The sequence below is a fragment of the Azoarcus sp. TTM-91 genome (assembly GCF_012911025.1).
Classification (GTDB): Bacteria; Pseudomonadota; Gammaproteobacteria; order Burkholderiales; family Rhodocyclaceae; genus Azoarcus.
Genome location: NZ_WUEI01000018.1, coordinates 14085 through 39407, shown reverse-complemented (window position 1 = coordinate 39407; position 25323 = coordinate 14085). Strand labels below are relative to the sequence as shown.

The 25323-nt window shown below is 68.6% G+C and carries 25 protein-coding genes; 7 read left to right on the top strand and 18 right to left on the bottom strand.

Features of this window, described 5'->3' with window-relative positions; translation table 11 throughout:
* Positions 1 to 53: 53 nt before the first annotated feature.
* From bioD to bioA, 5 genes are read right to left on the bottom strand one after another with little or no spacing between them, the layout of a single operon-like run.
* Positions 54 to 731, bottom strand: a complete 678-nt coding sequence (gene bioD, locus GRF61_RS07645; RefSeq protein WP_169150078.1) for a dethiobiotin synthase — start codon at positions 729 to 731, stop codon at positions 54 to 56.
* Positions 728 to 1531, bottom strand: a complete 804-nt coding sequence (locus GRF61_RS07640) for a methyltransferase domain-containing protein (RefSeq protein ID WP_348982362.1) — start codon at positions 1529 to 1531, stop codon at positions 728 to 730. The genes bioD and GRF61_RS07640 overlap by 4 nt, the downstream gene beginning before the upstream one ends.
* The gene (locus tag GRF61_RS07635) at positions 1521 to 2273 is read right to left on the bottom strand and encodes an alpha/beta fold hydrolase (RefSeq protein WP_211165805.1); all 753 of its coding nucleotides are present in this window, start codon (positions 2271 to 2273) and stop codon (positions 1521 to 1523) included. The genes GRF61_RS07640 and GRF61_RS07635 overlap by 11 nt, the downstream gene beginning before the upstream one ends.
* A complete protein-coding gene (gene bioF, locus GRF61_RS07630) occupies positions 2267 to 3454 on the bottom strand; it encodes an 8-amino-7-oxononanoate synthase (RefSeq protein ID WP_169150076.1) in 1188 nt (395 codons plus the stop codon). Before bioF ends, GRF61_RS07635 begins: the two co-directional genes overlap by 7 nt.
* 1 nt (position 3455) lies before the next feature.
* Entirely contained in the window at positions 3456 to 4787 is a 1332-nt protein-coding gene (gene bioA, locus GRF61_RS07625) for an adenosylmethionine--8-amino-7-oxononanoate transaminase (protein WP_169150075.1), read from the bottom strand.
* Positions 4788 to 4980: 193 nt separating this feature from the next.
* Here bioA and yaaA point away from each other — a divergent pair, with 193 nt between their 5' ends.
* Both yaaA and GRF61_RS07615 read left to right on the top strand, forming a co-directional pair.
* Positions 4981 to 5766 (top strand): peroxide stress protein YaaA, encoded by a 786-nt coding sequence (gene yaaA / locus GRF61_RS07620; protein ID WP_169150074.1) that lies wholly within the window; start codon positions 4981 to 4983, stop codon positions 5764 to 5766.
* Positions 5767 to 5830: 64 nt separating this feature from the next.
* Positions 5831 to 6961: a carboxypeptidase family protein gene (locus GRF61_RS07615; protein ID WP_169150073.1), complete on the top strand. Its 1131-nt coding sequence runs from the start codon at positions 5831 to 5833 to the stop codon at positions 6959 to 6961.
* 70 nt (positions 6962 to 7031) lie between these two features.
* Here the strand turns inward: GRF61_RS07615 and serB are convergent, their stop codons facing one another.
* Together serB and GRF61_RS07605 are read right to left on the bottom strand one after the other, a co-directional pair.
* Positions 7032 to 7865: a phosphoserine phosphatase SerB gene (serB, locus tag GRF61_RS07610; RefSeq protein ID WP_169150072.1), complete on the bottom strand. Its 834-nt coding sequence runs from the start codon at positions 7863 to 7865 to the stop codon at positions 7032 to 7034.
* Positions 7862 to 8938: a 3-deoxy-7-phosphoheptulonate synthase gene (locus GRF61_RS07605; RefSeq protein ID WP_169150071.1), complete on the bottom strand. Its 1077-nt coding sequence runs from the start codon at positions 8936 to 8938 to the stop codon at positions 7862 to 7864. The genes serB and GRF61_RS07605 overlap by 4 nt, the downstream gene beginning before the upstream one ends.
* Before the next feature lie 233 nt (positions 8939 to 9171).
* Between GRF61_RS07605 and GRF61_RS07600 the strand changes: the two genes are divergently transcribed.
* Both GRF61_RS07600 and GRF61_RS07595 read left to right on the top strand, forming a co-directional pair.
* On the top strand, positions 9172 to 9702 hold the full coding sequence (locus GRF61_RS07600) for a molybdopterin-dependent oxidoreductase (protein ID WP_169150070.1): 531 nt from the start codon (positions 9172 to 9174) through the stop codon (positions 9700 to 9702).
* 2 nt (positions 9703 to 9704) lie between these two features.
* Positions 9705 to 12068, top strand: coding sequence for a GGDEF domain-containing phosphodiesterase (locus GRF61_RS07595; RefSeq protein ID WP_169150069.1), 2364 nt, complete (start codon positions 9705 to 9707; stop codon positions 12066 to 12068).
* Between the two features lie 15 nt (positions 12069 to 12083).
* Here the strand turns inward: GRF61_RS07595 and corA are convergent, their stop codons facing one another.
* From corA to amrB, 9 genes are all read right to left on the bottom strand, one after another.
* Positions 12084 to 13052 carry a magnesium/cobalt transporter CorA gene (gene corA, locus GRF61_RS07590; protein WP_169150068.1) on the bottom strand — a complete coding sequence of 323 codons (969 nt, stop codon included), beginning with the start codon at positions 13050 to 13052 and terminating at the stop codon, positions 12084 to 12086.
* Positions 13053 to 13083: 31 nt separating this feature from the next.
* The gene (gene mfd, locus GRF61_RS07585; protein WP_169150067.1) at positions 13084 to 16530 is read right to left on the bottom strand and encodes a transcription-repair coupling factor; all 3447 of its coding nucleotides are present in this window, start codon (positions 16528 to 16530) and stop codon (positions 13084 to 13086) included.
* 166 nt (positions 16531 to 16696) lie between these two features.
* Positions 16697 to 17257 carry a putative metalloprotease CJM1_0395 family protein gene (locus GRF61_RS07580; protein ID WP_169150066.1) on the bottom strand — a complete coding sequence of 187 codons (561 nt, stop codon included), beginning with the start codon at positions 17255 to 17257 and terminating at the stop codon, positions 16697 to 16699.
* Positions 17258 to 17373: 116 nt separating this feature from the next.
* Positions 17374 to 18102 carry an alpha/beta hydrolase gene (locus GRF61_RS07575; protein WP_169150065.1) on the bottom strand — a complete coding sequence of 243 codons (729 nt, stop codon included), beginning with the start codon at positions 18100 to 18102 and terminating at the stop codon, positions 17374 to 17376.
* Positions 18103 to 18190: 88 nt separating this feature from the next.
* Positions 18191 to 19288: an AmmeMemoRadiSam system radical SAM enzyme gene (amrS, locus tag GRF61_RS07570; RefSeq protein ID WP_211165804.1), complete on the bottom strand. Its 1098-nt coding sequence runs from the start codon at positions 19286 to 19288 to the stop codon at positions 18191 to 18193.
* Positions 19289 to 19372: 84 nt separating this feature from the next.
* On the bottom strand, positions 19373 to 19708 hold the full coding sequence (gene cowN / locus GRF61_RS07565) for a N(2)-fixation sustaining protein CowN (protein WP_169150064.1): 336 nt from the start codon (positions 19706 to 19708) through the stop codon (positions 19373 to 19375).
* A 62-nt stretch (positions 19709 to 19770) separates the two neighbouring features.
* Positions 19771 to 20487 (bottom strand): Crp/Fnr family transcriptional regulator, encoded by a 717-nt coding sequence (locus tag GRF61_RS07560; protein ID WP_169150063.1) that lies wholly within the window; start codon positions 20485 to 20487, stop codon positions 19771 to 19773.
* Positions 20484 to 21059 (bottom strand): AmmeMemoRadiSam system protein A, encoded by a 576-nt coding sequence (gene amrA / locus GRF61_RS07555; RefSeq protein WP_169150062.1) that lies wholly within the window; start codon positions 21057 to 21059, stop codon positions 20484 to 20486. The genes GRF61_RS07560 and amrA overlap by 4 nt, the downstream gene beginning before the upstream one ends.
* Positions 21040 to 21864 carry an AmmeMemoRadiSam system protein B gene (amrB, locus tag GRF61_RS07550; RefSeq protein WP_169150061.1) on the bottom strand — a complete coding sequence of 275 codons (825 nt, stop codon included), beginning with the start codon at positions 21862 to 21864 and terminating at the stop codon, positions 21040 to 21042. The genes amrA and amrB overlap by 20 nt, the downstream gene beginning before the upstream one ends.
* Before the next feature lie 201 nt (positions 21865 to 22065).
* Here amrB and ispD point away from each other — a divergent pair, with 201 nt between their 5' ends.
* Genes ispD through thpR form a run of 3 tightly spaced genes read left to right on the top strand, consistent with a single transcriptional unit; the run spans position 22066 to position 23811 of the window.
* The gene (ispD, locus tag GRF61_RS07545) at positions 22066 to 22776 is read left to right on the top strand and encodes a 2-C-methyl-D-erythritol 4-phosphate cytidylyltransferase (protein ID WP_211165803.1); all 711 of its coding nucleotides are present in this window, start codon (positions 22066 to 22068) and stop codon (positions 22774 to 22776) included.
* Entirely contained in the window at positions 22773 to 23261 is a 489-nt protein-coding gene (gene ispF / locus GRF61_RS07540; RefSeq protein ID WP_169150060.1) for a 2-C-methyl-D-erythritol 2,4-cyclodiphosphate synthase, read from the top strand. The genes ispD and ispF overlap by 4 nt, the downstream gene beginning before the upstream one ends.
* 25 nt (positions 23262 to 23286) lie before the next feature.
* Positions 23287 to 23811 carry an RNA 2',3'-cyclic phosphodiesterase gene (gene thpR / locus GRF61_RS07535; protein ID WP_169150059.1) on the top strand — a complete coding sequence of 175 codons (525 nt, stop codon included), beginning with the start codon at positions 23287 to 23289 and terminating at the stop codon, positions 23809 to 23811.
* Positions 23812 to 23923: 112 nt separating this feature from the next.
* On the opposite strand, the gene GRF61_RS07530 is transcribed toward thpR, so the two are convergent.
* Positions 23924 to 24364, bottom strand: coding sequence for a host attachment protein (locus GRF61_RS07530; protein WP_169150058.1), 441 nt, complete (start codon positions 24362 to 24364; stop codon positions 23924 to 23926).
* A 177-nt stretch (positions 24365 to 24541) separates the two neighbouring features.
* Complete coding sequence (locus GRF61_RS07525; RefSeq protein WP_169150057.1) at positions 24542 to 25321, bottom strand: M90 family metallopeptidase; 780 nt, start codon at positions 25319 to 25321, stop codon at positions 24542 to 24544.
* Positions 25322 to 25323 lie beyond the last annotated feature (2 nt).

Sequence of the window (25323 nt, the reverse complement as noted above, 5' to 3'; positions counted from 1 at the left end):
GGCCCATGCTCGCGCGGCCGGGGCCATGGCCGTCCTGTCGTTGATTCCCGCATTCAGCGGGGAAGGTGCAAACCGCTGCGCGCGGCACCTTCCGCGGGCTGTTCCAGGTGGGGGAGCACGCCCAGCAGCGGAGCCTGCAGCCGTTGCCGCAGCGCCTCCACGTTGTCGTCGAACCGCAGCATGGCCGGGTCCACGGTGTTCGCTACCCAGCCGGCCAGTTCAAGGCCGCGCTGCCGTATGGCCTCGGCGGTGAGCAGCGCATGGCTGATGCAGCCCAGCCGCATGCCGACGACCAGGATCACCGGCAGGCCGAAGTCGCGGGCGAGGTCGGCGGTGTCGTAATGCTCGCCCAGCGGTACGCGGAAGCCGCCGACGCCTTCCACCAGGAGGATGTCCGCCTTTTGGCGCAGCTCGCCGAAGGCCCGCAGCAAGGGGGCGGGGTCTATGCTGCGGCCTTCCTCCAGGGCGGCGATATGTGGCGCGATGGGGCTGCGGAAACAGCAAGGATTCAGCAGCGCCAGGCCGGGGTCGAAGCTCCCGGCTTCCCGCAGGCGGGCGGCGTCCTCATTGATCCACTCGCCATTGCGCAGTTCGGTACCGGCGGCGACCGGCTTCATGCCCAGCGCGCTCAACCCCTGGGCGCGGGCAGCATGGAGCAGGGCGCAGGTGGTGTGGGTCTTGCCGATCTCGGTGTCGGTGCCGGTGACGAACCAGGCGCGGGCCAGGGTCATGCGGGTTTCTCCAGGCAGAGGAGGATGAGGTCGTAGCTCGCCGGCAGGCTGCCGTCGGGCAGGCGGTGGCGCTCGTAGGCGGACTCCAGCCGGCTCCAGGCCGCGCGACCGAGCGGCTTGCGCCGGCGGCCGGGGCCGGTCCGGTGGGCGCCGATCTGCTTGATATCGCGCAGCAGGCGCTTCAGGTCCGTTGCCTGGGCGTAGACCCTGCTGCCATCCTGCGCAGAACAGTCCAGCCCGGCGTACGCGGCGCTTTCCAGCCAGTGGGTGAGCGGATGGAAGGAGATGACGTGGCGGTCGTCATCCACCGCAGCGAAGGCTGCGCGCAGCTCCCACAGCGTTTCTGGCCCCAGGGTGGCGATCCAGGCGCGGCCGCCCGGCATCAGCACGCGGGCGATTTCCCTCAGCGCGGTGGCTGGCTCGCACCATTGCAGGGCCAGGCTGGACCAGACGATGTCCAGGCTGGCGTCGGCAAGCGGCAGGCTTTCCAGATCACCGCACAGGCGCGCGGCGGCGCCGGCCGGTAGGTGGGCCAACATGGCGGGTGCGAAGTCCAGCGCGATGCGCTCCGCCTGCGGCCACAGGCGGGCCAGCGCCGCCTGGCCGTGGCCGGTGCCGCAGCCGCCGTCCAGGATGCGGCGTGGCGTCGGCCCGGCGGCGTGTGCCAGGACGAAATCCGCCAGCCGCGCGCTGACTTCCCGCTGCAGCGCCGCCGCCGCGTCATAGCTCGCGGCCGCCCGGTCGAAGGCTTGGCGGACTGCGCGCTTGTGCGCGCGCCGCTCCTCCGCCTCAGGCTGCACGGAAATCATCCAGCAGCGTCGCGCAGGCCTCGGCGTGGCTCAGCGGCACGGCATGGCCGGCCTGTTCCAGCAGATGCAGCCCGGCAGCGGGTAGCTCACTGGCCAGCCAGCGGGACGCGCCGGCCGGCATCAGGGCGTCGGCGGCACCGTGGAGGAGGCGTACCGGGCAGCGGATGTCGCGGGCGGCCGGTCGCAAATCGCTTTCGGCCAGGAGGCGCAGGCCGTCGGCGAAGCCGCTTCCGCTCCCGACTGCGCCTTGGGCTGCTGCCGGGTCCAGGGCGTCGGCCAGGGGCTGCTGCAGGCGTTTGCGCGCGGGGTCGCCCAGCAGTTGCAAGGCGAGGAAGCGGCGTAGCGTCGCCTCTGGCGCTTCGGCATAGCCAGCGCGGAAGCCGGCCACCGTGTCGGCCGCCAGACCGTGGGGCCAGTCCGGGTCGGCAACGAAGCGCGGCGTGGTGCCGACGAGCAGCAGCCCGGCGACGCGCTCCGGACTGCGCGCCGCGATGTCCAGCGCCAGCATGCCGCCCAGCGACCAGCCGCAGTACACCGCCAGGGGCGGCAGCGTGGCCAGCAGGGCATCGCTCCATGCGGCAAGGCTGGCGCCAACGGCCGGGTTGCCACCGTGACCCGGCAAGGCGGGGGCGTATACCGGCGTATCGGCAGACAGCCGGGCGCGCACGCCTGCCCACACCGTGGGGCGCATGGCCCAGCCATGCAGCAGCACGACGGGCAGACGCTTCACCATGCTGGCCCCCGCGCATCCAGGCTGCGCTCCTGCTCCAGCAGCGCATCCGCCAGACGATGCACATCGTCCAGGCTATGGGCGGCGGACAGCGAGATGCGCAGGCGGGCGCTGCCAGCGGGCACGGTGGGCGGGCGGATGGCGGGCACCCACAGGCCGGCTTCCATCAGCCCCTGTGCGACCGCGACCGCGGCGGCGTTGTCGCCTATCACCAGCGGCTGTATGGGGGTGGAGGAGGGCAGCAGGGGCCAGCGCGCACCGGCCAGCCGTGCCCGCAGGGTGGCTGTCAGCAGGGCGAGGTGGGCGCGGCGGCCGTCGCCGTCACGGATCAGTGCCAGGCTGGCGAGCAGGGCTTGAGCCAGCGCCGGCGGGGCGCCGGTAGTGAAGATGTAGGTGCGTGCCTTCTGCAGCAGCCATTCGATGACGTCGGCCTGGCCAGCGGCGAAGGCGCCGGAGACGCCGGCGGCCTTGCCCAGGGTGCCGATGTAGATCAGGCGCCAGGAGGTCAGCCCGAGCGCGGCCAGCGCGCCGCGGCCCTGCGGGCCGAGCACGCCGAAGCCGTGGGCGTCATCCACCATCAGCCAGGCGTCGTGGCGCTCGGCCAGGGCGAGCAGCTCGGCCAGCGGGGCGAGGTCGCCGTCCATGCTGAACACGCTGTCGGTGACGATGAGCTTGCGCTTTGCCGCGCTGGCGGCCAGCTGACGCTCCAGCGCGGCACAGTCGGCATGCGGGTAGCGGTGCATCTCGGCGCGGGAGAGCAGCATGCCGTCCACCAGCGAGGCGTGGTTCAGGCGGTCGGCGAAGACGGCATCGCCGCGGCCGACCAGGGCGGGGATGACGCCGCTGTTGGCCATGTAGCCGGTGGAGAAGTAGAGCGCTTGCTCGCAGCCGACGAAGCTGGCGAGTTGCCGCTCCAGTTCGTCATGGCAGTCGTAGTGGCCGCTGACCAGGTGGGAGGCGCCGGAGCCGGTGCCCCAGCGCTGAGCGCCGGCCGCCAGCGCGGCGGCCAGTTCCGGCGTGCCGGCGAGGCCGAGGTAGTCGTTGCTGCAGAAGGACAGCAGCTTGCGACCATCCACTTCCGCCCAGGGGCCGCAGGGCAGGGCGTTGCTGCGGCGGCGGCGCAGCAGGGATTGCTGACGCAGGCCGGCCAGTTCCGCCTGCAGGTCATGCAGCAGCCGGCTCATTTCAGTTCAGCACCACGTCCAGCGCGGCGGCGGCCGCGCTCGCCAAGTGCTCGCATTCGGCCCGGTCGAGGATGTAGGGCGGCATGAAGTAGACGGTGTTGCCTATCGGCCGTAGCAGCGCGCCGTGCTCCAGCGCGGCGGTAAAGAAGCGGCGGGCGAAATCCGGCGCGGCGCCGTCCACGTCGAAGGCGAAGATCATGCCGCGCCGGCGCAGGTGGCGAACGGCGGCATGGGTGCCGAGGCGTTCGCGCAGCAACTGCTCCAGGCGGTCGCCGCGGAGGCGGTTGGCGGCGAGCACATCGTCCTCCGCGAAGATGTCCAGGGTCGCCAGCGCCGCCCGGCAGGCCAGCGGATTGCCGGTGTAGGAGTGGGAATGGAGGAAGCCGCGGGCGCTCTCGTCGGCGTAGAAGCCGCGGTAGATCTCGTCGCGGCTGAGCACCAGCGACAGCGGCAGGTAGCCGCCGGAGATGCCCTTGGACAGACAGAGGAAATCCGGCCAGCCGGCGCGCGTGCTGCTGTCCACCTGCTCCCAGGCGAAGAAGCTGCCGCTGCGGCCGCAGCCAACCGCGATCTCGTCGGCGATCAGATGTACCTGGTAGCGGTCGCACAGGGTGCGGGCGAGGCGCAGGTATTCCGCGTCGTACATCACCATGCCGGCGGCGCCCTGCACCAGCGGCTCGACGATCAGCGCGGCGGTTTCGGCGTGGTGTTCTTCGAGATGGCGCTCCAGTGCGTGGGCGGCCTGGCGGGCGATGTCGGTGGCGGAGGTCTCGCCGCTGGCGAGGCGGCTGTCCGGCACTGGCACGACTGCGCCCGGGCGCACCAGCGGCGCGTAGGCGTCACGGAACAGCGGCACGTCGGTCACCGCCAGCGCGCCGGCGGTCTCGCCGTGATAGCTGCCGGCGAGGCTGACGAAACGGTTCTTCCCCGGCAGGCCGTGGTTGCGCCAGTAATGCACGCTCATCTTCAGCGCGATCTCGGTGGCCGAGGCGCCGTCCGAGGCGTAGAAGGCGTGGCCCAGGCGGTGGCCGCTGAGGGCGCTCAGGCGTTCGGACAGCTCGACCACCGGTGGATGGGTGAAGCCGGCCAGCATCGCGTGCTCCAGCCTGTCCAGCTGGTCGTGCAGCGCGGCGCCGATGCGCGGGTTGCAGTGGCCGAAGAGATTCACCCACCAGGAGCTGATGCCGTCCAGCAGGCGGCGGCCGTCCTCGGTGATCAGCCAGGCGCCTTCGCCTTTCACTACCGGCACCAGCGGCATGGATTCGTGGTGCTTCATCTGGGTGCAGGGGTGCCAGACGGAAGCCAGGGAACGCTGGAGCAGATCGGCGGACATGGGAAGAGGCGGCGGGGGCGTAGAACCGGCGAATGGTGCGCAATCGGTCCAGAGGTGTCAAACCGGCGCTGCGGCGCGAGGGCCATCCGGGCTAACATCGCGCGTCGCCGGTGAACTTCCGCACCGGGGCCCAAAGCAAGCGCATTGCGATCCAGCCGTTCCCCCCAATAATCCGCTTCCAGCGATTCGCCCCATGATCCTCGTCATCTCCCCCGCCAAAGCTCTCGACTACGACACGCCCCCCACCACCAGCACGCACACCCAGCCGGACTTCCTCGATCAGGCGCAAGGGCTGATCGACATCCTGCGCGAGAAATCGCCGGCCCAGATCGCCGAGCTGATGTCGCTGTCCGACCAGCTCTCCACGCTGAACGCGGCGCGTTACTCCACCTGGTCGCGGCCCTTCGACAGCGGCAACGCCAAGCAGGCGGTGCTGGCCTTCAACGGCGATGTTTATGAAGGTTTGTCCGCAGCCACGCTGGACGAGGCCGGCCTGGCCTGGGCGCAGGACCATCTGCGCATTCTCTCCGGTCTCTACGGTGTGCTGCGCCCGCTGGACCTGATGCAGCCTTATCGCCTGGAAATGGGCACCCGGCTGGCCAACCCGGCTGGCAAGGATCTGTATGCCTACTGGGGCGAGCGCATCACCGATGAGTTGAATGCACTGCTGGCGCGGGAAGAGAAGGCGGGGCGCGAGCCGGTACTGGTCAATCTGGCCTCCGGCGAGTACTTCAAGTCGGTCAAACCGCGCAAGCTCCGCGGCCGGCTGGTGACGCCGGTGTTCGAGGACTGGAAGGCCGGCCAGTACAAGATCATCAGTTTCTACGCCAAGCGCGCCCGCGGGCTGATGAGCCGCTACGCCATCGACCACCGGGCCGAGGACGTGGAGGCGCTCAAGGGTTTCGATGGCGAAGGCTACGCTTACGACGAAGCCGCCTCCGACGGCGACAGCTGGGTATTCCGCCGCCGCGTGGGCTGAGCTCCGACCTGCGCCCGACCATATGCCGCCCGCGCCAGTGCCCCGGGCGGCCAAGGAGAGCACCATGCGCATCAGTTCCTGCTTCGACTCCGGTGCCATCGAAGTCGTGAGCCTGGCCGACCCGGCCGACATCCGCCTGCGGCTGCGGGCGGACAACGCCGCCGCCTTCCGCCAGTGGTTCCATTTCCGCCTGCATGGCGCCGCCGGCAAGGCGGTGCGCATGGTGTTCGAGAATGCCGCCGATGCCGCTTACCCGGATGGCTGGCCGGACTATCGCTGCGTGGCTTCCTACGACCGCCAGACCTGGTTTCGCCTTTCCGCTACCCGCTACGACAACGGCCAGCTGATCGTTGAGCATCAGCCTGAGTTCGACAGCGTCTATTACGCCTACTTCGAGCCCTATTCGCTGGAGCGCCACCTGGATCTGCTGGGCCGTGTCCAGCGTTCGCCCCATACGGCGGTGCGCAACCTGGGCGCCACGGTGGAAGGGCGGGATCTGGACATGGTGGCGGTCGGCCGCGAGCTACCCGACCGCAAGCCGGTGTGGATCACTGCGCGTCAGCATCCGGGCGAAAGCATGGCGGAGTGGTTCGTGGAAGGGCTGCTGGAGCGCCTGCTGGACGAGGCCGACCCGGTGGCGCGGTGCTTGCGGGAGCAGGCGCTGCTCTACATCGTGCCCAACATGAACCCGGACGGCGCGGTGCGCGGCAACCTCCGCACCAATGCCGCCGGCCGCAACCTGAACCGTGAATGGCGCAATCCGGACGTGGCGGCCAGCCCGGAGGTGTTCCACGTTCGCCGGGCGATGGAAGCCAGCGGTTGCGCGCTTTTCCTCGACATCCACGGCGACGAGGCGCTGCCCTACGTGTTCTTCTCCACCGCGGAAGAGGTACCGGGCTTCACGCCGGAGATGGCGCAGCAGCAGGCCCGCTTCGTCGCCGCTTTTTCAGCCGCCAGCCCGGACTTCCAGACCGAGCATGGCTATCTACCCGGGCGCTTCGGCGAAGAGTTGCTGTCCCTGGCGAGCAAATGGGTGGCGCACCGCTTCGGCTGCGTGTCGCTGACGCTGGAGATGCCGTTCAAGGACAACGCCAATCTGCCGGACGGCCGCTGCGGCTGGAGCGGTGAGCGCAGCAAGCGCCTGGGCGCCGCCATGCTGCCGGCCATCCTGAGGCATGTGCAGGACGGCGGCTGAGGAACTGCAAGGCAGGGCGGGCGCCCGCGAGGAATGAGGCGAGGGCGGGAGTCCGCCGCTTGCGGGGGGCTCAGCTGGCGAACAGCGCCAGGATGCCGTCCAGGCCGACGAAATCCAGCCGATAGTCCGCGGCTTCCCGCAGCACCGGCTTGGCGTGGTAGGCGATGCCGACGCCGGCGGCTTCCAGCATCAGCTTGTCGTTGGCGCCGTCGCCGGCGGCGATCACCTGCTGCGGCGCCAGGCTGAGCTCATCGCGGATGCGGCACAGGTGGGCGGCCTTGGCTTCGCCATCCACCACCGGGCCGGTGACCTTGCCGGTCAGCCGGCCGTCCACCACTTCCAGCTGGTTGGCGTAGGCGTAGTCGAAGGCCAGGCGCTGCTGCAGCCGCTCGGTGAAATAGGTGAAGCCGCCGGAGACCAGCACCGTGCGCACGCCGGCGTCGCGCAGGCCGCGCATGAGTGCTTCGGCGCCGGGGTTGAGCTGCAGCCTTTCCTCGTAGACGCGGCCCAGCGCGCTTTCCGGCAGGCCGGCGAGCAGGGCGACGCGGCGGTTCAGCGATTCGCGGAAGTCGATCTCGCCGCGCATCGCCGATTCGGTGATGGCGGCCACCTCCCGCTTCAGCCCCTGCATGTCGGCGATCTCATCGATGCACTCGATGTTGATCAGCGTCGAATCCATGTCGGTGACGAACAGGCCCATGTCCGAGAGTCTGCGGCCGGGCGGCACCCAGGCCCAGTCGATGTCGTGGGCGCGGCAGTGAGGCGCGATGTCGGTCGCCGGGTCGGCGCCCAGCAGGCGAAAGGCGCTGGGGGTGATCTGCTCGATGGCGCTGGCGTGCACCAGCTTGGCCAGCGTTTTCAAGGCGAGGTTGTCGATGTCCTCGCCCTGCGCGACGAGGTTCATGCGCGCTCCCGCCGGGCCAGGGCTTCGCGCAACACGGTGTGGGCGCCACGGATCATGTCCACCGTGGTGTCCCAGCCGACGCAGCCGTCGGTCACCGAGCAGCCGTACTTCAGCTGCGACAGGTCGGCCGGGATCGGCTGGTTGCCGGCTTCGATGAAGCTCTCGATCATCAAGCCGACCACCGAGCGGTTGCCCTCGCGGATCTGGTGGATCACATCCTTCATCACCAGCGGCTGCATTTCGGGCTTCTTCCACGAGTTGGCGTGGGAGCAATCCACCACGATGTTCACCGGCAGCTTGGCCTTGCCGAGGGCCTGCTCGGCCAGGGAGATGGAGACGGTGTCGTAGTTCGGCCGCCCGCCGCCGCCGCGCAGCACCACATGGCCGTGGCGGTTGCCGCGGGTGCGCAGGATGGCGGACTGGCCACGGCCATTCACGCCGAGGAAGCTGTGCGGATTGGAGGCGGAGATGATGGCGTTGATCGCCACTTCCAGGTCGCCGTCGGTGGCGTTCTTGAAGCCCACCGGGGTGGACAGGCCGGAAGCCATCTCGCGGTGGGTCTGGGACTCGGAGGTGCGGGCGCCGATGGCGGTCCAGGAAATCAGGTCGCCGTAGTACTGCGGCGCGATCGGGTCTAGCGCCTCGGTGGCGGTCGGCAGGCCGGTTTCGCTGACGTCCAGCAGGAAGCGGCGGGCCTTGGCCATGCCCTCGTCGATGCGGAAGGAGTCGTCCATGTAGGGATCGTTGATGAAGCCCTTCCAGCCGGTGGAGGTGCGCGGCTTCTCGAAGTAGACGCGCATCACCAGCAACATGGTTTCGGCCACCTCGTCGGCCAGCGCTTTCAGCCGGCGGGCGTAGTCCAGGCCGGCGGCCGGGTCGTGGATGGAGCAGGGGCCGACGACGACGAAGAGTCGCGGGTCCTTGCGGTCCAGGATGTCGGCAAGGGCCTGGCGGCCGGCGAGCACCGCGGCGGCGGCACGGTCGGTCAGCGGGACGGCGGCCTTGATCTCCTCCGGAGAGGGCATGTGATCGACCGCGGCAATGTTCAGGTTCTCGGTCTGGGCGACAGACATGATGCGCTCCCGCAGCACAGGGAAAAGAGCGGCATTGTAACGCCGCGGCAGGGCTGTTCCGAAGCTTCCGCTGAGGGAAACCACCGTGGAGACGGGCGGGGGGCTGGGTGAGCGCATGTTGCTAAGGTAATATCCGCCGATTCCAGTTTCGGCGCTTCGTCCGTGGCTCGCGCACGCGTCCGGCCGAGCCTCCGCCCAAGGTGGAATATCCCTGGATCCCCCACCCGAATGTGATGAAGCGCTTATTCGCCGGCCTGTGCCTGTTCCTGTTCGCCGCCTCCGCCTGGAGTGCGGCCGGCTACTCCGGCTATTCCCCGGCGCGCCCGCAACCCACCAGCCTGGCACCGCTGGGCGGGGAACTGCCGGTCATCGCCCTCGGCATACGCGGCTCCGCCCGCCAGCTGAACGTGGCCGAGCTCGAGCGCGGCATGCTTTACCAGGTCCGTACCCGCAGCTTCTGGCCGGCGGACGACGGCGTCTATCAGGGCCCGCTGCTGGCCGATGTGCTGGCCCGCTACGGCATGGACAAGGTGAAGGCGATACGGGTGTTCGGCGGCGACGGCTTCTCCCAGCTCATTCCCTGCGAGGACTGGGAGCGCTGGCCGCTGCTGCTGGCCACCCGCCGCGACGGCCATCCCTTGTCCCGGCGGGAGAAGGGGCCGGTACGCGTCATCTATCCGCGCGACATGGACAAGACACTGGAGGACACGTTGTACCGCCTCCGCTGGGTCTGGCTCATCGAGCGCATCGAGCCGGTGAACTGAGCATGCCGCGTGTGATCCTGGTCTGGCGTCGTCGTTTCTATCTGCTCGCCCTGCTGGCGCTGTCGCTTTCCGCCGCCGGCATCGTGCAGCTGTGGGTGAACGTCTCCCGCATCGAGGCGGCGCTGCCGCTGACCTCGCTTTACCGCGAGCGTGATTTCTCCGCCTTCTTCCACGACCTGGCCCGGCTTGAGGCCGCCTTGCAGATGGCGGTGGTGGTGCCGGACGAGAAGAACTATGCCGCGCTGGACTTTGCGCTGGACCTCGCCACCCTGCGCCAGCGCGACAACATCGGCGTGTATGGCGAGTCCGGCGTCGAGGGGCTGGATGCCTTCAACCGGCGGCTGGCGGAGGTGCTGGCGCGGCTGGACACGCTGCGAGCCACCCGGCCGCAGGATGGCATCGGCCTGGGCGCCGAGCTGGACAGGATCAGTGGCCTGCGTGCAGAGCTGCAGGCACTCAACGACGCCCTGTTCCAGTCGTCGATGGAGCAGGCCTCCAGCCAGCGTACCTCGCTGGGCCAGCTGCGGCAGAGCATGTCTGCCCTCATCGTGTTGCTGGGGGCTTTCGGCCTGGGGCTGGCCGGACTGTTGCTGCGTCAGCAGCGCAGCATCCGCACGCTGGAGCAGCGCGACGTGGAACTGCGGGCCGGCGAGGCGGTACAGCGGGAATTGCGCGAGCGGCTGGAGAAGATCGCCGACAACGTGCCAGGCGTGATCTACCAGTACCGTCAGAGCATCGACGGCCGCTCGACCTATCCTTACGCCAGCCAGGGCATACGCGCCCTGTTCGGCGTGTCGCCGGAAGAGGTGCGGCGCGACGGTAACAGGGTGCTGGCGGCCATCCATCCCGAGGACCGCGAGCGGGTCAGCGAATCGCTGCTGCTGTCCGCCCAGACGCTGCAGCCGTGGAACTGTGAGTACCGCGTCGGCCGGCCGGAGAGCCCGGTGTGGGTCAGCGCCTACGCCACGCCGCAGCTGGAGGGCGATGGCAGCGTGCTGTGGCACGGCTACGCGCACGACGTCAGCCGCCACAAGGCGGCGGAGGACGAGATCCGCCAGCTCGCCTTCTACGATCCGCTCACCGGCCTGCCCAACCGCCGCCTGCTGATGGACCGGCTGCGCCACGCCCTGGCCGGCCAGCTTCCGGGCCAGCGCCACGGCGCGCTGCTGTTCATCGACCTGGACAACTTCAAGACGCTGAACGATACCCAGGGCCATGAGTACGGCGACCATCTGCTGTGCCAGGTGGCGGAGCGGCTGGTGTCCTCGGTGCGCGGCGCCGACACCGTCGCCCGCCTGGGGGGTGACGAGTTCGTCGTCATGCTGCAGGACCTGAGCGCGCAGCCGCGGGAGGCGGTTGCCGCCGCGGAGGCGGTGGGCGACAAGATCCTGCTCGCCCTGAACAGCCCGTACCTGATCGCCGGCCGCGAGTTCCACAGCACCCCCAGCATAGGCATCACCTTGTTCGATGCCGCCGACCAGCATATCGACGAACTGCTGAAGCGCGCCGATCTGGCGATGTACCAGGCCAAGGAGGCCGGTCGCAACACCTTGCGCTTCTTCGACCCGGCCATGCAGGCCGAGGTGGCGGCCTATTCGGCACTGGAGTCCGACCTGCGCCAGGCGCTGCGCGAGGGCCAGTTCCTGCTGCACTACCAGCCGCAGCTGGACCGCAGCGGCAAGGCTACCGGCGCGGAAGCGCTGCTGCGCTGGCAGCACCCGGCACGCGGCAACATTCCGCCGGCCGATTTCATTCCGCTGGCCGAGCGCAGCGGCCTCATCGTGCCGGTGGGCCGCTGGGTGCTGGAAAGCGCGTGCCGCCAGCTGGCGGCTTGGGCGCAGGTGCCGGCCACCGCCCAGCTGACGCTGGCGGTGAACGTCAGCGTGCGCCAGTTCCGCCACCCGGACTTCGTGGACCAGGTGGTGGGCGCGCTGGACCGCAGCGGCGCAGATCCGCTGCGCCTCAAGCTGGAATTGACCGAGAGCCTGCTGCTGGACGACGTCGAAGAAATCGTCGCCAAGATGACGCGCCTGAAGCAGCTGGGCGTCGGCTTCTCGCTGGACGACTTCGGCACCGGCTATTCCTCGCTGGCTTACCTGAAGCGGCTGCCGATAGAGCAATTGAAGATAGATCGCTCCTTCGTCCGCGACGTGCTCACCGATCCGAACGATGCGGTGATCGCCCGCACCATCATCGCCCTCGGGCAGAGCCTGGGTCTGAGTGTGATGGCGGAAGGGGTGGAAACCGAAGCGCAGTACGCCTTCCTCTCCCGTCACGGCTGCCAGGCTTTCCAGGGTTTCCTGTTCGGCCAGCCGAAAGCGGAATGGAGCCTGCTGGGAGCAAGCCCGGCCGTGAGCTTCAGCTGAACCCGCCGCCGCGTGCTATAGCCAGCGCGCCTTCTTGAAGCGCCAGTACAGCACGCCGCAGGAGGCGGCGATCAGGCCGAGCGCGGTCGGATAGCCGTACTCCCACTGCAGTTCCGGCATGTGCACGAAGTTCATGCCCCAGATGCCGGCGAAGGCGGTGGCGACGGCGAATATCCCCGCCCAGGCGGCCAGCCGCTTGCTCACCTCGGTCTGGTCGAGGGCAACCATGGAGAGGTTCACCTGGATGGCGGTGGCGATGGTCTCCCGGGTGCTCTCCAGCGAGGCGTTGATGCGGGTGAGGTGGTCGTAGACATCGCGGAAGTAGTTGCGGCTACTGCTGCACACCGGCGGTACCCGGCCGCTCTGCAGCTTGCCGGCGGCCTCCATCAGCGGCGTCACCGCATGCTTCAGCACCGTCACCTTGCGCTTCAGGCGGTAGAGCCGGCGGATGCTGCTGCTGCGGGCCGCGCCCTTGGTGAAGATGCGCTCCTCCAGCAGCTCCAGCTCGTTCTCCAGCTTCTCGATCAGCGGGAAGTAGCGGTCCACCACCGCGTCCATCAGCGCGTAGAACACATAGCCGGAACCGCGCGCCAGCATCTTGGGCTCGCGTTCGCAGCGCGCCCGCACGCCGAGGAAGTCCTGCTTGCTGCCGCTGCGCACCGAGAGGATGTAGTTGGGGCCAACGAAGACATCGACCTCGCCCACATGAAGCTGGCCCTCATGCTCCTCGACCAGGTGCATCACCGCGAACACCTCGTCGCCGTACTCCTCGATCTTGGGCCGCTGGTGGCCGTGGGCGGCATCCTCGATGGCGAGTTCGTGCAGGTTGAACTCGTGCTTCATGGTCGCCAGCTCTTCGGCGGTGGCGTCCTTCAGCGCCACCCAGACGAAGCAGTCCGGCTTGGCCAGGTAGTCGCTGATCTGCTCGACTTCGAGGTCGGCCAGCTTGTGGCCGTGCTGGTAGGCAATGCAGTTGATCAGCATGGGGCGTCCTCCGGTCGGCGGCCGGGCCGGCTCAGGCCTTCACCGCGTCCAGCAATTCCCGCACCGCCTGGGCGCGCTGCTTGAGAACCGGCAGGTTGACTTTGCGGATCAGCCTGTCCGGGCCGGCCATGCGGGTGTTCTTGTCTTTCTGGATGAGGAAGATGACCTTGGCCGGGTCGATTGGTGCCGCGGGGCCGAACTGCACGCTGATCTGCGCCTCGGAGGCGTCCAGCTTCTGCACGTTCCACGGCTTGAGCAGCAGGCGCAGGCGGTGGGTTTCGATCAGCGCCTGCGTCTGCTGCGGCAGCTCGCCGAAGCGGTCTATGAGTTCTTCCTGCAGGCTGCGCAGTTCGTCTTCCGAGTCGCAATTGGCCAGGCGCTTGTACAAGGTCAGGCGCTCGCCCACGTCCGGGCAGTAGTCGGTGGGCAGCAGGGCGGGTGCGTGCAGGTTGATCTCGGAAACGACTTCCAGCGGCTGCGACAGGTCCGGCTCCTTGCCGGCCTGCAGATCCTTCACCGCGCGCTTGAGCATCTCGGTGTAGAGCGAGAAGCCGACCTGCTGGATCTCGCCGGACTGGCTCTCGCCCAGCACCTCGCCGGCGCCGCGGATCTCCAGGTCGTGCATCGCCAGGTAGAAGCCGGAGCCAAGCTCCTCCATCATCGAGATCGCTTCCAGCCGCTTCTGCGCCTGGGCGGTGGGCTTGGCGTTGGCATCGGTCAGCAGGTAGGCGTAGGCCTGGTGGTGCGAACGGCCGACGCGGCCGCGCAGCTGGTGCAGCTGGGCGAGGCCGAAGCGGTCGGCGCGGTTGATGATGATGGTGTTGGCGGTGGGGATGTTGATACCGGTTTCGATGATGGTGGTGCACAACAGCAGGTTGGCGCGCTGCTGGGTGAAGTCGCGCATCACCCGCTCCAGTTCGCGCTCCGGCAGCTGGCCGTGGCCGACGACGATACGCGCCTCCGGTACCAGCTCGGCCAGTTCGTTGCGCACGCTTTCTATGGTGTCCACCTCGTTGTGGAGGAAGTACACCTGGCCGCCGCGCTTGAACTCGCGCAGCACCGCCTCGCGCACGATGCCCTTGCTCCAGCGCTGCACGAAGGTCTTGATCGCCAGCCGTTTCTGCGGCGCGGTGGCGATCACCGAGAACTCGCGCAGGCCCTCCATCGCCAGCCCCAGGGTGCGGGGAATCGGCGTGGCGGTGAGGGTGAGGATGTCCACCTCGCTGCGCAGCTGTTTCAGCGCCTCCTTCTGGCGTACGCCGAAGCGGTGTTCCTCGTCGATGATGACCAGGCCCAGGCGCTTGAACACCACATCCTTCTGCAGCAGGCGGTGGGTGCCGATGATGATGTCCACCTTGCCCTCGCCGAGCTGGACCAGCGCTTCCGCCTGCTCCTTGGCCGATTTGAAGCGCGACAGCTCGGCGATCTTGATCGGCCAGTCGGCGAAGCGGTCGGTGAAGGTCTGGTAGTGCTGCTCGGCCAGCAGCGTGGTCGGACACAGCACCACCACCTGCTTGCCATCGGCGACGGCGATGAAGGCGGCCCGCAGCGCGACTTCGGTCTTGCCGAAACCGACGTCGCCGCACACCAGGCGGTCCATCGGCCGGCCGGACTTCATGTCGGCCACCACCGCGTCGATGGCGGCCTGCTGGTCCGGCGTGGTGTCGAAGCCGAAGGCCTCGGCGAAGGCTTCCAGGTCGTGCTGCTTGAAATCGAAGCGGTGGCCGGGGCGCGCGGCGCGCTGGGCGTAGAGGGCGAGCAACTCGGCGGCGGTGTCGCGCACCTGCATCGCCGCCTTCTTCTTAGCCTTTTCCCACTGGCCGGAGCCGAGGCGGTGGAGATCCACCGCCTCCGGGTCGGCACCGGCGTAGCGGGTGATCACATGCAGCTGCGACACCGGCACATAGAGTTTGTCGCCGGCGTTGTACTCCAGGTGCAGGAATTCGGTGTCGCCCTCGCCGAGGTTCATGTGCACCAGGCCGAGATAGCGGCCGATGCCGTGGGAAACGTGCACCACCGGGTCGCCGATCTTGAGCTCGGAGAGGTCGCGCAGCCAGCCCTCCATCGTCGCCGCCTTCTTCGCCTCGCGGCGGGCGCGGCTGCGGGCGGTGGTGGCATAGAGCTCGGCCTCGGTGACGACGGCGATGCCTGCCTCCGGCAGCAGGAAGCCCGCGGCCAGCGGGCCGACGCCGAGGGCGAAGGCGCTGCCGCTATCGACGAAGGCATGGAAGTCGGCGCTGGCGCTGGGCTTGAGCCCATACTCGGCGAGGTATTCGGAGATGGTTTCGCGGCGGCCGGGCGAGTCCGCCAGCAGCAGTACGCGGCCGCCCTGGCTGCACCATTCGCCCTGCAGCAGCGCCTTCAGCTTGTGCAGCGGATCGCTGGCCTTGCGCTCCACCGCCAGTTCCGGCAGGGCCCGCGCGGCCTCGCCGGCGGCGCCGGAGGCCAGCGTGAGCCGGGGACGGTTCTTCAAGGCGACGAAGAAAGACTCCTCCGACAGGAAGAGCTGGTCCGGCGGCAGCACCGGCTTGCTGCGGTCGCCCTTCAGCAGGTCGTAGCGGGAGCGGGTGTCGCGCCAGAACTCGGTGATGGTGGCGGAAACGTCGCGGTGCAGCAGCACCGGCGTGTCGGCCGGCAGGTAGTCGAACAGGGTGGCCGTTTCTTCGAAGAACAGCGGCAGGTAATACTCGATGCCCGCCGGTGCGATGCCGTTGGAGACGTCCTTGTAGATGGAGGCCTTGGACGGATCGCCCTCGAAGGTTTCGCGGAAGCGGCTGCGGAAGCGGGTGCGGCCACCATCGTCCAGCGGAAACTCGCGCGCCGGCAGCAGGCGAATTTCCTTGGTCGGGTAGACGGTGCGCTGGGTGTCCGGATCGAAGGTCTTGATGCTCTCGATTTCGTCGTCGAAGAGGTCGATGCGGTAGGGCAGCGGCGAGCCCATGGGGAAGAGATCCACCAGCCCGCCGCGCACCGAGAACTCGCCCGGGCTCACCACCTGGGTCACATGCGCATAGCCGGCCAGTGCCATCTGCGCCCGCAGCTGGTCCACGTCCAGCCTGGCGCCTTGCTTGAGGAAGAAGGTGTAGGCGGCGAGGTAGGCGGCCGGCGCCATGCGATAGAGCGCGGTGCTGGCCGGCACCAGCACCACGTCGGCCTCGCCGCGGCTGATGGCGTACAGGGTGGAGAGGCGTTCGGAGATCAGGTCCTGGTGCGGGGAGAAGCTGTCGTACGGCAGCGTCTCCCAGTCCGGCAGTAGGTGCAGGCGCAGGCCGGGCGCCAGCCAGGCGAGCTCGTCTTGCAGGCGCTGGGCATCCAGCGGGTTGGCGGTGACCACGGTAAGCATCTGCCCGCGGCCGGCGAGCTGGGCGAGCGCCAGCGCGTCGCTGGAGCCGGCCAGCGGGGGAAGGTCCAGCTTGCCGCCGGGCTTGGGCAGGGGCAAGGCAGAGAGACCGGGAAGCAGGGCGTCGAAACTGGGCATGGGCTCGGGCCGCGGCGGCGGCACGCGGCGCGGAAACGGGATGGGATGAGGCCGGATTATAGAGGAAGGCCCCGCCGCCAGCGCCGCGGAAAGGGCTAGGTGATAAGTCGTAGCGCGAGACGCGGCGCGGCTTTCGGCGCGGCCCGGGCAGGCCTCGGGGGTGGCCTCAGGCGTAGGTGTCTATGCTGCTGCCGGACGGCGCGGCGGCATCATAGGTGCGGGACAGGTCGCGTGCCGGCGAGGCGGGGGCGGCCTGCCCGCCGCTGGCCTGGGCTTCCACCGCCCGCTGCGCGACGATCTCTGCACGGGCCTCGACTTCCATGGCGCGGGCCTTGGCGGCAACCTGCCGGTCCTGGCTGGAAGGATTGGCCGGCGCCAGGGCCGCGGCGGCGATCTGGCGTGCCTTGTCGGCAGTCTCTTCCGGGCTTTTGCCGGCGGAGGTGTCGATGCGGACTTCGCCGCCGATGGCATAGCGTTCGCCATCCGGCCCGGTACGGAAGGAGTAGGTTGCGCCGCGGGTAATGAGGCCGGCGCCGGCCGCCACATGCGCCGCCTCATGCGCGCGGACCTCATTGTCCCGCGCCTCCAACTGGGCGACTTCGCGTTGCTCCGCCTCGGTCAGGGTCTCTTCGCGCGCCCAGGCCTGCGCCTTCCCTGAGCCGGAGCGGGATTCGGTGGACGGAGGGACGTAGGCCGGGGAAGAGGAAGAAACGCCGGAGATGCTCATGCATGCTGGGCCGTAACCGGTGGCAACTATTCGAGATTAGTCGCCGGTGCGGGTTTGCGGTAGCGCGTTCGTCGGGCTGGTGGGCGCCGAAGTTTCCGGCGGGCGCCGGGCGAAGCTCACTCGGGGTGCTGCGGTGTGGCCGAGGGCGAGACGAGCGGCGCGTCGACCCCAGCGGTAGGGGGCTCGATGATCGCGGGAGGACGTTCCGGCAGGTGAGAGATCAACCATTCGGTGGCCAAGCTGGCGCCGGAGCGGATAGCCGCGTCGTCCGCATGGATGAAGTCGCCGCTGTCCAGCGTCTTCCAGCTGCGGGTGGCGGTAATGAGGTCGTACGCCTGGCGCAGCATCTCCAGGCCTTCGTCCTGGCTGCCGACGATGAAGCTCACCGGCCTCACCAGAGTACGCAGCGGCGCCGCACCGGCGAGGTCGGGCCGGCCGCCCAGGCAGGCAAGGGCGCCGAAGCACTCGGGCGACTTGGCCGCCGCCCGGATGGCGGCGCCGCTGGCCGTGCCGAGGGATACCAGGCCGATGGGCAGGCCGACCAGCGGCGGCTGGTGCAGCACCCAGTCGGCGGCAGCCAGCACCCGGTTAGCCAGCAACGGAACGTTGAAGTGGGCGTCCGGGTCGCGACTCTCCTCGTAGTGGGTGAGGAGGTTCATCGTCAGCGTGGCGAAGCCGGCTTCCTGCAGGGTGGCGGCGATCAGCGACTCGCGGGCGCGGGCCGGATGGTGGGCGTTGGGCTGCAGGACGATGGCCAGCGCGCGCACGTCCGGGGCGTGGGAGAGCAGGCCATCTAGCCAGATGCCTTCGGTGGGCAGACTGATCAGCGTGTGGCGGAGCTTCACGGCGCTTCTTCTCGGCTGGGGCCGCGGCCGGGGCCGGCTACGGGCGTTGGGCCAGCATGGCACAGCCGCCCGATGCGGGCAAGCCGGCTCAGGCGGGGCTTGTGGCGTGTATCGAGATGGGAATGCGGCGGGGGCCGAAGGGTTTGCCGTAGGGGCCGAAACGGCCGGCCAGGCGGGTGCCGCAGCAGGGGCAGGCGCCCTCCGCATCCAGGCGGTAGTCGAGGATCTGGTACCAGTCCCGCACGATCAGCGCCTCGCCGCACCGGGCGCAGCGGGTGGTGCCGCCCTCGGGGTCGTGGACGTTGCCGGTGTAGACGTGCTTCAGGCCGGCATCCTGCGCGATGCGGCGGGCGCGGTTGAGCGTCTCCGGCGGCGTGGCTGGAACATCGCGCATCTTGTGGTCCGGATGAAAGGCAGTGAAGTGCAGCGGCACCTCGTCGCCGAGTTCCCTGCAGACCCAGCGCGCAAGCGCCTGCAGTTCGGCGTCGCTATCGTTGCGGCTGGGGATCAGCAGCGTGGTGATCTCCAGCCAGACAGCGCTGTGATGGCGCAGCCAGACGAGGGTATCCAGCACCGGCTGCAGCTCGGCGCCGCAGAGCTGGCGGTAGAAGGCCGGGCTGAAAGCCTTGAGGTCCACATTGGCCGCATCCATGCGGGAGAAGAAATCCGCCCGCGCATTCGGCGTGATGTAGCCGGCAGTGACCGCCACCGTGGTAATGCCGCGCCCATGGCAGGCGTCGGCGATGTCCATCGCGTACTCGGCGAAGATGACCGGGTCGTTGTAGGTGAAGGCGACGCTACGGCAGCCATTGCGCTGGGCGGCGAGGGCGATGTCGTCCGGCAGGGCCTGGTCCATCAGCCGGTCCATGTCGCGGGATTTGCTGATGTCCCAGTTCTGGCAGAACTTGCAGGCGAGGTTGCAGCCAGCCGTGCCGAAGGAGAGCACGCTGCTGCCAGGATGGAAGTGGTTGAGCGGCTTCTTTTCTATCGGGTCGATGCAGAAGCCGGAGCTGCGGCCCCAGGTGCTGAGGACGAGGCGGCCGCCGTCGTTCATGCGCACAAAGCAGGCCCCGCGCTGGCCTTCGTGCAGATGGCAGTAGCGCGGGCATAGATCGCACTGGAGGCGCCCGTCGTCCAGGGCGTGCCAGTAGCGGGCGGGGTGGTCGCTGGGGAGATTCATTTCCATGCCGGCCTGAACAATCCTTGCTTTCAGGCTAGCACGGTGCCGCGGAACTGCCGGGCGGTGCCCGGCGGGGCCAGGGGAAAGCCCTCAGCAGCATTCCTCTTCGAGCTTGTCCAGCAACAGCAGGCCTTCCTCGTCGTCGTAGGTTTCCAGCAGCTCGCGGATCATGTTGATGTAGCTGTGCACCAGGAAGAGCTCGTCGCAGCGCTCGCTGCTGCGGCCTTCCAGCTTGTCGCGGAATTTGTCCCAGAAGGCGTTGCTCTGGCCCGGGGTGTCGATGTGGCGGCGGATGTAGGTCATCAACAGCTTGGCGTTGCCGTCGCAGTCGATACCGCAGAAGGAGATGTAGCGGTCCGGCTTGTCCAGCGCCTCGGCGAAGGGGTTGCTCAGTTGCTGGCTCTTGGGCGGAAGCGGTGCGTTCATGGGGGCGGTCCTCGGAGTGGGCTATGGACGCAATTCTGTGGCCCACCCCGTACCGCTGTCTGTCAGCCAGGCGACAATTCGCTGCCTTTCGCGCGCCGCGCCAGTTCCGCCGGGTCCAGCAGCAGCAGGGCGCGACGGCCTTCGCGGGCGAGTACGCCGTCGCGCACCAACTGGCTGATGAGCGAGGACACCGTTTGCCTGGAGGTGCCGAGCAGGCGGGCGATGTCCTCGGTGCGCAGCTGCAGTGGCACCCGCAGCCCCACCGGCAGCTCGGCATCCGCCGCGCGCGCCAGGCCCAGCACGAAGTTGGCCAGCCGGGCACTGACGTCGCGGAAGGCGAGGTTCTCGATGATGTTGATGGAGTTGCTGAGCAGCCGGGCGAACACCCGGATGATGGCCGGTGTGAGTCTGGGATCGGCCAGCAGCTGGGACTGGAAGCGTTTGGTATCCGCGACCAGCAGACTGCAGTCGCTCACCGCCTCCACCCAGGCGCGGGTGTGGCTGGAGAAGACTTCTCCCGGTTCGAGGAAGGCCAGCGTCAGCTCCTTGTCGTCGCCGGACAGGAAGACCCGCAGGCGGCCGCTCTGCAGCTGGAAGACGGCATCGTCGCCGCTGCCAGGGTAGGTGATGTATTCGCCTTTGGCGTAGCGCCTCAGCTTGAGCTCCGGCAACTGGAACAGGCCGCCGGCGGCGCCGGGATGGCCGCCACCGTGTCCGCCAGCGCCGTGCCCGTGGCCACCGGCGTGAGGCGGAGGCAAGTCGGTCGGGCCGGTCTTCATGCCTTGGCTACCCCGCTCTCAGCTCCGTCTTCCATCCACTTGCGCACCGAGTACCGCGCTGCCATCAAGCGCTCGGCCGGATGGTCTGCCGCCAATCCCAGCTTGTGCTTGAGCGCCGCCAGGAAGCGTGCCGGCTCCGGCAACTGGGACCAGACTTGCGGCAGGAAGGTGGCGCTGCGACAGCCGGCGAAGAGGATCAAGCCGTCTTCGTCCGGACGCAGTTGCGACAGCAGGTCGGCCTCGTCGGCGAACGTCAGGAAGTCGGGCGCAGACAGCAGCGAGACTTCGATCCTGATGAGGGGAAACTCGGTGGCCGCCAGCGGCGGGAAGCGCGGGTCGCGGCAGGCGCCGACCGCGTTGGCGGCGACGTCTTCGGCCAGGCTGCGCTGTGGTCGCAGGCTGCCGATGCAGCCGCGCAACTCGCCGTCCTTGGTCAGGGTGACGAAGGTGGCGCCGCGTTCGGCCAGCGCCGGTTCCGGCGGTGGCGGTTCGCCCAGGCCGAGATGATGGGCAATCGCCTGGCGGGCTCGCGCCAGCAGCAGGGTGCCGAGTTCAGTGTCTGAGGGCGGCATCGGGAAGGGGATCGCAGAAGGCAATGCTGGCGTAGCCGACGACCCGGCTGCGGTCGCCAGCGGTATCGCCGGAGTTGCGCAGGTCCAGCAGCCGGGGCACCAGCCCGTGCCGGCGGGCGACCGGAATCAGTCCGTTCACCGCGGTGGCGCCGCAAGCCTGTTCATGGTCGACGCCGCCATGCATCAGCAGGATCTGCTGTACCGTCGCGCGGTCGCAGGTGGAGGCCTGGTGGTAAGGGTGGTAGTGGGAGAGGTCGGAGCTGATCACGATCAGGGTCTCCGGGCCGCCCCATAGTGCTTCCAGCAGCTCGCCGGTGGCCTCGGGCGTCGCACGCCCCACCAGCAGGGGCACGAGTTCGAAGCTGTCCAGACAAAGCTGTAGGAAAGGCAACTGCACTTCCAGCGAGTGCTCCAGCGCATGCGGGCGGTCATCCACCGCCATGTCCGGCCGCTGCTGCAGTGCGAGCCAGTCCTCACGCGCAATCGGGATCTCGCCCAGCGGCGTGGCGAAGGCCTGGGCCGCAGGCAGCGCGAAGCCGCTCACCGGCATGCGATGCGCCGGGCCGAGCAGGATGACGCGCCGTATCTGCTGCCGCAGCGGCGCCAGGCTGGCGTAGGCGGTGGCGGCCACCGGGCCGGAGTAGAGGTAGCCGGCGTGGGGTACCACCAATGCCTTCGGCATCGGCGCTTCATCCAGCGCAACCGCGGACGAGAGCATTTCGCCGATCTGGGCACGCAGCACCCGATCATCGGCGGGATAGAACTGGCCGGCGACGGCAGGCGGACGGACAGAAGCGATGGCCATGGCGTGTAAGGAACGACGGACAGATGGAATGGAGCAAAAACCGCGCCCGCATCGCGGACTTGGCCTTCGATTATAGGCACGGCTGACGCCAGACCAACCGGCCCGCGTTCGCGCCGACCGTAGATCGGCGGGCCCGGGTGTTGCGTCGGCGCATACTGCGGGGAGATTGCGGCGGAGAGGGGCGCGGTTAGAATCCGCGCCATGCAAAATTTCCATCCCCGCCATTTCGCCCTGGTGCCCGCAGCCGGCAGCGGTTCACGCATGGGTTCTGCGCTGCCGAAACAGTATCTGCCGCTGCTTGGCCGGCCGCTGCTGTTCCATACGCTGTCCGTGCTGTGCCAGGCGCCGGACATAGACAAGGTCTTCGTCGTGCTGTCGGTGGGCGACGCCGAGTGGGCCAGGCACGATTGGAGCGAACTTGGCCCCAAGCTGGTGCCCCTGTTCTGCGGCGGCCCCAGCCGGGCGGACAGCGTGCTGGCCGGCCTGCGCGCCATCGCCAACGAGGCGGAGCAGTCCGACTGGGTGCTGGTGCACGATGCCGCGCGCCCCTGCCTTGCGCCCTGGCATATCGACAAGCTGGTGCGCGAACTCGCCGGCGAAGAGGTCGGCGGCCTGCTGGCCGTGCCGGTGGCGGATACGCTGAAGCGCGCCGACAGCCAGCGCCATGTCGCCGCCACCGTGCCGCGCGACAGCCTGTGGCAGGCGCAGACGCCGCAGATGTTCCGCTACGTGATGCTGCGCCGGGCACTGGAGAGCGCACGTGAAGTCACCGACGAGGCCAGCGCATTGGAAGCCGCCGGCCTGCATCCGCGCCTGGTCGAAAGCGATGCGACCAACCTGAAGGTGACCTGGCCGCTGGACCTCCATCTGGCCGAATGGATACTGCAGAACCGCGAGGAGAAGATGGGATGAGTGTGCCTTTCCGCATCGGCCAGGGTTTCGATGTGCATGCCCTGGTGCCTGGCCGGCCGCTGATCATTGGCGGCGTCAGCATCCCCTTCCATCTGGGCTTGCTGGGCCACTCCGACGCAGACGTGTTGCTGCACGCGGTGACCGACGCGGTGCTGGGCGCCGCCGGCCTGGGTGACATCGGCCGCCTGTTCCCGGATACCGATCCCGCCCATGCCGGTGCCGACAGCCGTGTGCTGCTGCGCGAGGCGTGGTCGCGCGTGCGTGGCGCCGGCTGGCAGCTCGTCAACGTGGACGCGACCGTGATCTGCCGGGCGCCGCGCATCCTGCCCCATGCGCCAGCAATGGTGGCCAACATCGCGGCCGACCTGGAGATGGATGCAAGGGCGGTCAACATCAAGGGCAAGACCACCGAGAAGCTGGGCTTCACCGGCCGGGGCGAGGGCATCGCCGCCCAGGTCGTTTGCCTGCTCGCCCGCGCGGGCTGAGGGACGGGCAGGCGGCAGGCCGGCGATGAGCGAGCGTGCCCGAGTGTTCTTCGCCTGCTGGCCCTCGCCCGGACTGGCCAGGGCGATCCACCGCCAAGCGCTCCGGCTGCAGCAAAGCTGCAAGGGCAGGGTGATGCGGCCGGACACGTTGCACATGACCTTGGCCTTTCTCGGTGATGTCGAACGCCACCGCCTGCCCGAACTTCAGGCGGTGGCATCCCGTGTGGCCGCCGTGCCTTTCCGCATCAGCTTGACGCGCCAGGGTAGCTGGCATGGGCATCGCATCATCTGGCTGGCGCCCGAGGAGGTGCCAGCGCCCTTGGATCTGCTGCAGACGAAGCTGTGTGCCGGGCTGCGCAGCGCTGGATTCCAACTGGAGGGGGGCAGCTACAAGCCGCATGTGACGGTATTGCGCAATGCCCGGAGCGCGCCGGCGGAAGCGTGCTGCGGAGAAGGGCTGGGCTGGGCGGTGGACGCCTTCCGGCTGGTCGAATCGCAACGGCTGCCCGACGGGGCCAGTTACCGTACGCTGGGAGAGTGGCCGCTGTGAGCATGACCGCGGTGGCTTGAGGGCGCCGGAATGAATGCGGGGCGCCAAGCGCCCCGCGGTGGTCGGGCCGTCCGGAGCGGCCCTCGCGCCTCCCTGAGGGAGGCAGTCGAAATCAGAGGTAGATTGCGGTGGAAAGGCGCAGGGCCAGTTCCGGTTCAGGCGTCTTGGTGTAGTCCTTCTCGAAACGGTCCGAGACAAGCTGGGCGGTGGGCCCATCCATCACGGTGTTGAGCATCCCCATGAATGCCGGCGGAGCCACGATGATGGCGCGGCGGAACGCGTTCTGCGCCCGCCCCAGGTAGAGCGTCTGTGCGATCTCCTGCGCGAATACCTTGGCCTCATGCTGCTTCGGCAAGGTTTGCGGCTGCTTGGCGCCCCCTGAGACACCACCTGCCGCCATGCTGCCGGGGCGGTCGGTTACGAGGTCGGCGTTTTTCCGGCGGCTAGCCGGATGGATTAGTTCCTTTACCAGCTTCAAGCCCTTGTTCGGGCCGAGGTTCGCATACAGCTTCGCCAGGCTGGCGTTAGCAACCAGAATCCAGGTAATGGCCATGTGACACCCTCCGTTGCAAGAACAAATCACCGCCGCAAGAGCGGTGATTTCAGCTTAGGCAGGCGAATGGGGGAGTGCCAAACGGCTTCGATCCCGCAATGTGAAAAACAATTTCCAGGAATGGATTTTGCCGCTGAAACCCTTGTGGTCAGGGGATTTGCGACAAATGAGTTTTTATTACCTTTGCTGCAGTCCGGCCCATCTGCCCTCGCCGGCGGCGGGATCCAGCCGGTAATACCGGGCCAGCTGGCGGTAAACCTCGGGGAAGGCTTCCTGCAGCAGCGCAGGGGCCTCGAAGAAGGTTTCCGTGGCCACGGCGAAGAACTCGCCGGGATGTTCAGCGCCATACGGGTCCAGCAGCGTCTCCTCGCCAGCATCCACCTGGGCGCAGAACTGCTCGTAGGCCAGCTCGAAGGCCTCCGCCCAGGCCTGGGCCGACATGCCGGGCCGCAGCCGCGGCAGACCATCCACGCCGCCGTTCTCCATGTCCAGCTTGTGGGCGAATTCATGGATGACGACGTTCACGCCCTCCGGCGCCTCGTCCTCGAACCAGGAGAGCAGCACTGGCCCGCCTTCCCAGGCTTCGCCCAAGACCTCGTCGTCGTACTCATGCACCACGCCGTCCGCATCCATTTCCTTGCGTGGAATGACGAAATCACCCGGGTAGACGACGATGCCCACCCAGCCGCTGTAGGCCTGCAAGCCAAGATTGAGCACTGGCAGGCAGGCTTGCAGCGCGATCGCGAGCAGCATCCGGTCGGTGAGCTGCAGCCCCTGGGCGCCGTGGAACTGCTTGACCGCCAGGAACTCGGTGGCCATGGCGCGCAGGCGCAGTCTGTCCGCCTCCTCCAGGAAACCGAGGAAGGGGAGGGTGGCTTCCACTTCGCGCCAGGTTTCCTCTGCGATCCGCGGCTGCCTCTCGCCCAGGCCCAGCCACTGTTTCAAACGCTGCAGCATCG

Bases quoted from the DNA above. Each gene is read 5' to 3' on its own strand.
- bioD (WP_169150078.1), bottom strand. From the start codon at position 731: ATGACCCTGGCCCGCGCCTGGTTCGTCACCGGCACCGACACCGAGATC.
- GRF61_RS07635 (WP_211165805.1), bottom strand. From the start codon at position 2,273: ATGGTGAAGCGTCTGCCCGTCGTGCTGCTGCATGGCTGGGCCATGCGC.
- bioF (WP_169150076.1), bottom strand. From the start codon at position 3,454: ATGAGCCGGCTGCTGCATGACCTGCAGGCGGAACTGGCCGGCCTGCGT.
- bioA (WP_169150075.1), bottom strand. From the start codon at position 4,787: ATGTCCGCCGATCTGCTCCAGCGTTCCCTGGCTTCCGTCTGGCACCCC.
- yaaA (WP_169150074.1), top strand. From the start codon at position 4,981: ATGATCCTCGTCATCTCCCCCGCCAAAGCTCTCGACTACGACACGCCC.
- GRF61_RS07615 (WP_169150073.1), top strand. From the start codon at position 5,831: ATGCGCATCAGTTCCTGCTTCGACTCCGGTGCCATCGAAGTCGTGAGC.
- serB (WP_169150072.1), bottom strand. From the start codon at position 7,865: ATGAACCTCGTCGCGCAGGGCGAGGACATCGACAACCTCGCCTTGAAA.
- GRF61_RS07605 (WP_169150071.1), bottom strand. From the start codon at position 8,938: ATGTCTGTCGCCCAGACCGAGAACCTGAACATTGCCGCGGTCGATCAC.
- GRF61_RS07600 (WP_169150070.1), top strand. From the start codon at position 9,172: ATGAAGCGCTTATTCGCCGGCCTGTGCCTGTTCCTGTTCGCCGCCTCC.
- GRF61_RS07595 (WP_169150069.1), top strand. From the start codon at position 9,705: ATGCCGCGTGTGATCCTGGTCTGGCGTCGTCGTTTCTATCTGCTCGCC.
- corA (WP_169150068.1), bottom strand. From the start codon at position 13,052: ATGCTGATCAACTGCATTGCCTACCAGCACGGCCACAAGCTGGCCGAC.
- mfd (WP_169150067.1), bottom strand. From the start codon at position 16,530: ATGCCCAGTTTCGACGCCCTGCTTCCCGGTCTCTCTGCCTTGCCCCTG.
- GRF61_RS07580 (WP_169150066.1), bottom strand. From the start codon at position 17,257: ATGAGCATCTCCGGCGTTTCTTCCTCTTCCCCGGCCTACGTCCCTCCG.
- amrS (WP_211165804.1), bottom strand. From the start codon at position 19,288: ATGGAAATGAATCTCCCCAGCGACCACCCCGCCCGCTACTGGCACGCC.
- cowN (WP_169150064.1), bottom strand. From the start codon at position 19,708: ATGAACGCACCGCTTCCGCCCAAGAGCCAGCAACTGAGCAACCCCTTC.
- GRF61_RS07560 (WP_169150063.1), bottom strand. From the start codon at position 20,487: ATGAAGACCGGCCCGACCGACTTGCCTCCGCCTCACGCCGGTGGCCAC.
- amrA (WP_169150062.1), bottom strand. From the start codon at position 21,059: ATGCCGCCCTCAGACACTGAACTCGGCACCCTGCTGCTGGCGCGAGCC.
- amrB (WP_169150061.1), bottom strand. From the start codon at position 21,864: ATGGCCATCGCTTCTGTCCGTCCGCCTGCCGTCGCCGGCCAGTTCTAT.
- ispD (WP_211165803.1), top strand. From the start codon at position 22,066: ATGCAAAATTTCCATCCCCGCCATTTCGCCCTGGTGCCCGCAGCCGGC.
- ispF (WP_169150060.1), top strand. From the start codon at position 22,773: ATGAGTGTGCCTTTCCGCATCGGCCAGGGTTTCGATGTGCATGCCCTG.
- thpR (WP_169150059.1), top strand. From the start codon at position 23,287: ATGAGCGAGCGTGCCCGAGTGTTCTTCGCCTGCTGGCCCTCGCCCGGA.
- GRF61_RS07530 (WP_169150058.1), bottom strand. From the start codon at position 24,364: ATGGCCATTACCTGGATTCTGGTTGCTAACGCCAGCCTGGCGAAGCTG.
- GRF61_RS07525 (WP_169150057.1), bottom strand. From the start codon at position 25,321: ATGCTGCAGCGTTTGAAACAGTGGCTGGGCCTGGGCGAGAGGCAGCCG.